Origin of the sequence: Deinococcus sp., assembly GCF_030523985.1 — a bacterium.
Classification (GTDB): Bacteria; Deinococcota; Deinococci; order Deinococcales; family Deinococcaceae; genus Deinococcus.
In genome coordinates this window covers 2,090-5,892 of sequence record NZ_JAUNHK010000039.1, presented here as the reverse complement: position 1 = coordinate 5,892, position 3,803 = coordinate 2,090, and the positions used below count along the sequence as shown (strand labels likewise).

Here is a 3,803-nt window from a genome sequence, read left to right as displayed (position 1 = left end):
GCCACCAGATCGGCCCCCGCCCGCGCCACCTCGCGCACCTCGCCGGGCGTGGCGGTGATGTAGACGGCGGTGCCGGGGTGGGTCTGCTTGGTCAGGCCGATGATGGGCAACCCGGTCAGCGGGCGCACGGCCTGGATGTCGGCGGCGGAGCGCAGCCGCAGCCCACCCGCTCCTCCCAGCAGCGCGGCGCGGCTGAGCGCGACGATATGCGAGGTTTCGCGCAGGGGGCTGCCGTCGTCGGCCTGCACGCTGACGATAAGCGGGGAACCGAGGCGGTCGAGAGCAGAGGGCATAAGCACAGGGTAGACCAGATGCGCCCAGCCTCTACACTGGCCCTTATGTCTCCCCTTCCCGGCCAGCTCCTGATGATCGACATCCCCGGCCCCGTGCTGGACGACGAAACGGCGCAGTACCTGCGGCAGGGCGGCATCACGGCGGTGTGTCTGTTCGGCAAGAACGTGCAGAGTGCCGAGCAACTGCGCCAGTTGTGCGCCGACCTGCGCGAAGTGATGGGAGAACACGCCCTGATCGCCCTTGACCACGAAGGCGGGGCCATCGTGCGGCCCGATTTCTGGCCCTTTGCGCCGAGTGCGATGAGTCTGGGAGCCAGCGACGACGCGCAACTGACCGAGGAAGTGAACGCCGCCCTGGCCCGGCAACTGCGCTCGGTGGGCGTCAACTGGAATTTTGCCCCGGTGCTGGACATCAACGTGAACCCGGCCAACCCGGTGATTGGGGACCGGGCGTATGGCGCGGACGCGGCGCGGGTGACGCGACACGGGCGAGCGGCGCTGGCGGGGCATGTGCGCGAAGGGGTCGCCCCCTGTGTCAAGCACTTTCCCGGTCACGGCGACACGCATCAGGACAGCCACCTCGCGCTGCCCCGCGTGCAGGGGAGCCGCGCCGAACTGGAGGCGGGCGAACTCGCGCCCTTCCGTGACCTGCTGCCCGACACGCCTGCCCTGATGACCGCGCATATCGTCTATGACGCTCTGGATGCTGAGCGGCCCGCGACCCTCTCTCCCGAGATTTTGACTGGGCTGCTGCGCCGGAACTGGGATTATGAGGGCGTCATCGTGACCGACAGCATGGGGATGCAGGCGATAGACGCGAACTATGGGCGCGGCGAAGCGGCGGTGCAGGCGCTGCGGGCGGGGGCCGACCTGGTGATGGCGCTGGGCCGCCGCGAGGTGCAGCAGCAGACGCTGGACGCGGTGCGCGAATACCTGCAAGACCCCGCGAGTGCCGCCGAAGTGGAGGCCAAGCTGGAACGGCTGCACGCGCTGGCGCGGCGCTTTCCGGCGCAGGCCGACTCAGCCCTCGACCCGCAGACCGACGCGCCGCTGCTGACGGGCGCCTGGGCGCGGGGCCTGACCGCGTGGAATTTGCCCCAGCCCCCCGCCCCCGGCACGCGGGTGCAACTGGTCGCCCATCGCCTGCCGCAGCGAGAGAACGTGAGTGAAGCCGCCGCTGGTGCCGAGACCCTCGCCCGCGAACTGGGACAGGTCTACGACGTGGAGCTGCACGCCTTCGATGAGTACACCGAACTGTCCACGCTCGACTGGGCGGCGTTGCGGGCGCGGGGGCCGGTGCTGCTGGCGACCACTTCACGCCAGCGCCAAGGCGCTCTGCGGGGGCTGCGGCCCGACCTCCATCTGGCGCTCTACAACCCCTACGCCGTGCTGGACGTGGACGCACCCGCCGTGCTGACCTACGGCTTTCGCCCCGAGGCCCGCGCGGCGCTGCTGAGCTGGCTGCGGGGCGAGGCCGAGTTGCCGGGCACGCTGCCTTTTGGCCCCGCGCAGCCCTAAAGCAAGCCTTCATGCCGCCTGTCGGGGGGTGGGCTGGGCGGCATAATTGGCCCATGACCGATCCCGGAGATCTCGCCCACATCGACAGCAACGCCAGCGACGACCTGCCCAGCGCCACCCCGGAAAACGTCAACCCCGGTCTGGGCGGCGAAGGCAAGCAGAAGACCATTCAGGACAACGAGAAGGAACAGGCCAAAATCGCCACCCAAAGCCCTGACCCCCTCGACCTGTAAAACCCGAAACTCGACGCGAACGGCCCGGAAGACACATCGCTTTCGGGCCTTCTTGGTGCCCTGCTCAAGGCAACTGGTACTGCTTGCCGAACAATTTGAGGTCGGCGTCGTCCACCTTGCGGTCGGCGTTGAGGTCGCCCGTCACCGCTCCTTCCTTGCCCAGGTTTTCCATCAGCAGGGCGAGGTCGGCCAGATTCACGGCCCCGTCGCCATTCAGGTCGGCGCCGCTGAAGCGGGCGGCGGCCCCGGCGGGCGTCCAGGTCTTGATGTTCAGTTCCCGCCCCAGTTCGGCCCGCACCGCGTCGGCCAGCGGCAGCGGCCCCTGCGGATTGAATTCGATGCGCCGTTCGCCGTCCACCACGACCACGCGGGCCGCCACATCGGGATTGAAGGGCGCGGCACTCACACCCACGCCACCTAGCGTGAGGGTGGGGCCGCCGCCCGTGTTCAGGGTCACGGGCAAATCTTTGGTGGACAGCTCGGCGAGGGCCACGCGTACCGCCTGGGTCAGCGCGTCACCCTGGGGCCGCAGCTTGACCTCGACCGCATTCGCCGCGCCGAGCAGCAGCGCCATGAGGACAAACGCCCGCTTCATTTGTTCCCCCGGGCCGCCCGCAGCGCGTCACGCAGGGCCGCCGGGTCGGTGATGGGCTTTTCCGCGTCGCCTGCTTTCACCTTGCCGTCCTCAATGGAATACCAGCCCTGATTGAAGCCCACGACCGGGCTGTCGAGTCGCCGCGTATACAGCAGCGCCAGGGCGTCCTGCTGGGCGCTCAGTTTGGGCAAATCCTGCACGCCCTGCAGGAAATACAGCGCGGGTTTGCCCTCAAACTGCGGCAGGCTCGCCACGTCGCCCGCGATGACTTCCTTGACCTCCAGCGGATAGACGAGGTAGGGCACGTCTCCTTCCTTGACGGTCTGCGCGGTGCCGAGGGTGACGCGCACGATGACCTCGGCCTTGCGGGCCTGCTGCTCCAGCGTCAGTGGGGCAACCGAGGTGGCCTGGGCCGCGCCCGGAACCAGCAACGCGGCCGCCGCGAGAATGTTCAGACCTTTCATTTGCTGTTGCCTCCAGTCGCGGGGGGCGTGCTTGGCGGGGCTTCGGGGGTGGGCAGTGCCGGAGAGGGCAGGGGGCTGGTCGTCACGTCGGCGGGTTGGGTGGGGCCGATGGGAGGGGTGGCCGCCGGAGTCTTGTCCGATTTGGCGTCCGTCGTCGTGCCGGGCTGCGCTGGGGCAGCGCCTTGCTGGGCGCTCTCCTTCGTGTCGTCCTTCTTGTCGGCGGGCGGCTCCTCGGTGCCGGGGCGCTTTTTCTCGGCCAGCAGGGTGCCCGCGCCGTCCCGCGCTTCGTAACCCAGGCTATCGGTCTTGAGGCGCACCGCCTTCTTGGGCTTGACCGTAATCAGGGCGATGCGGGCGTCGGCACGCGGCACCGTGCGGAACCCGATGTCCAGCGTCAGCACCGTGCCGCTTTGCCGCCAGAACAGGAGGCTGCTGGGGTCGCCCGGCTGCACGCGGGTCACTTCCACGTCCTTGCCGAGGTCCCAGCTCAAACGGGTCGCCCGCACGTTGCGCGGGGCTTTGATGGTCAGCGGAATGCGGGTCTCGCCGCGAATGTCGCTCGGGGGCAGGGTGGGTTGCAGGGAGAGAGGCGGCAGCGCGTCCACGTTGAGGGTGAATTCCTGCACGCGGGTACTCAGGTTGGCATCGGTGGCCTCGATAGAAAAGGTGTAGCTGCCCGACTTGGTGGGGGTGCCGCTGA

General features: G+C 68.9%; 4 protein-coding genes and 2 pseudogenes. 2 read left to right on the top strand and 4 right to left on the bottom strand.

Annotation, left to right across the window (positions count from 1 at the left end; all coding sequences use genetic code 11):
- Positions 1-293 (bottom strand): annotated as a pseudogene (locus Q4C89_RS07570) (N-acetylmannosamine-6-phosphate 2-epimerase); the annotation flags it as partial.
- Positions 294-338: 45 nt separating this feature from the next.
- Between Q4C89_RS07570 and nagZ the strand changes: the two are divergent.
- Both nagZ and Q4C89_RS07560 read left to right on the top strand, forming a co-directional pair.
- A complete protein-coding gene (gene nagZ, locus Q4C89_RS07565) occupies positions 339-1,811 on the top strand; it encodes a beta-N-acetylhexosaminidase (RefSeq protein ID WP_303101998.1) in 1,473 nt (490 codons plus the stop codon).
- A 53-nt stretch (positions 1,812-1,864) separates the two neighbouring features.
- Entirely contained in the window at positions 1,865-2,044 is a 180-nt protein-coding gene (locus tag Q4C89_RS07560; RefSeq protein ID WP_303101997.1) for a hypothetical protein, read from the top strand.
- A 64-nt stretch (positions 2,045-2,108) separates the two neighbouring features.
- On the opposite strand, the gene Q4C89_RS07555 is transcribed toward Q4C89_RS07560, so the two are convergent.
- From Q4C89_RS07555 to Q4C89_RS07545, 3 genes and pseudogenes are all read right to left on the bottom strand, one after another.
- The gene (locus Q4C89_RS07555) at positions 2,109-2,639 is read right to left on the bottom strand and encodes a hypothetical protein (RefSeq protein WP_303101996.1); all 531 of its coding nucleotides are present in this window, start codon (positions 2,637-2,639) and stop codon (positions 2,109-2,111) included.
- A complete protein-coding gene (locus Q4C89_RS07550) occupies positions 2,636-3,103 on the bottom strand; it encodes a hypothetical protein (RefSeq protein WP_303101995.1) in 468 nt (155 codons plus the stop codon). Before Q4C89_RS07550 ends, Q4C89_RS07555 begins: the two co-directional genes overlap by 4 nt.
- A pseudogene (locus tag Q4C89_RS07545) lies at positions 3,100-3,803 on the bottom strand (cell ssuface protein containing Ig-like domain protein); the annotation flags it as partial. The gene Q4C89_RS07550 and the pseudogene Q4C89_RS07545, both read right to left, overlap by 4 nt.

Coding starts and splice junctions, on each gene's coding strand:
- nagZ (WP_303101998.1), top strand. CDS start 339: ATGTCTCCCCTTCCCGGCCAGCTCCTGATGATCGACATCCCCGGCCCC.
- Q4C89_RS07550 (WP_303101995.1), bottom strand. CDS start 3,103: ATGAAAGGTCTGAACATTCTCGCGGCGGCCGCGTTGCTGGTTCCGGGC.
- Q4C89_RS07555 (WP_303101996.1), bottom strand. CDS start 2,639: ATGAAGCGGGCGTTTGTCCTCATGGCGCTGCTGCTCGGCGCGGCGAAT.
- Q4C89_RS07560 (WP_303101997.1), top strand. CDS start 1,865: ATGACCGATCCCGGAGATCTCGCCCACATCGACAGCAACGCCAGCGAC.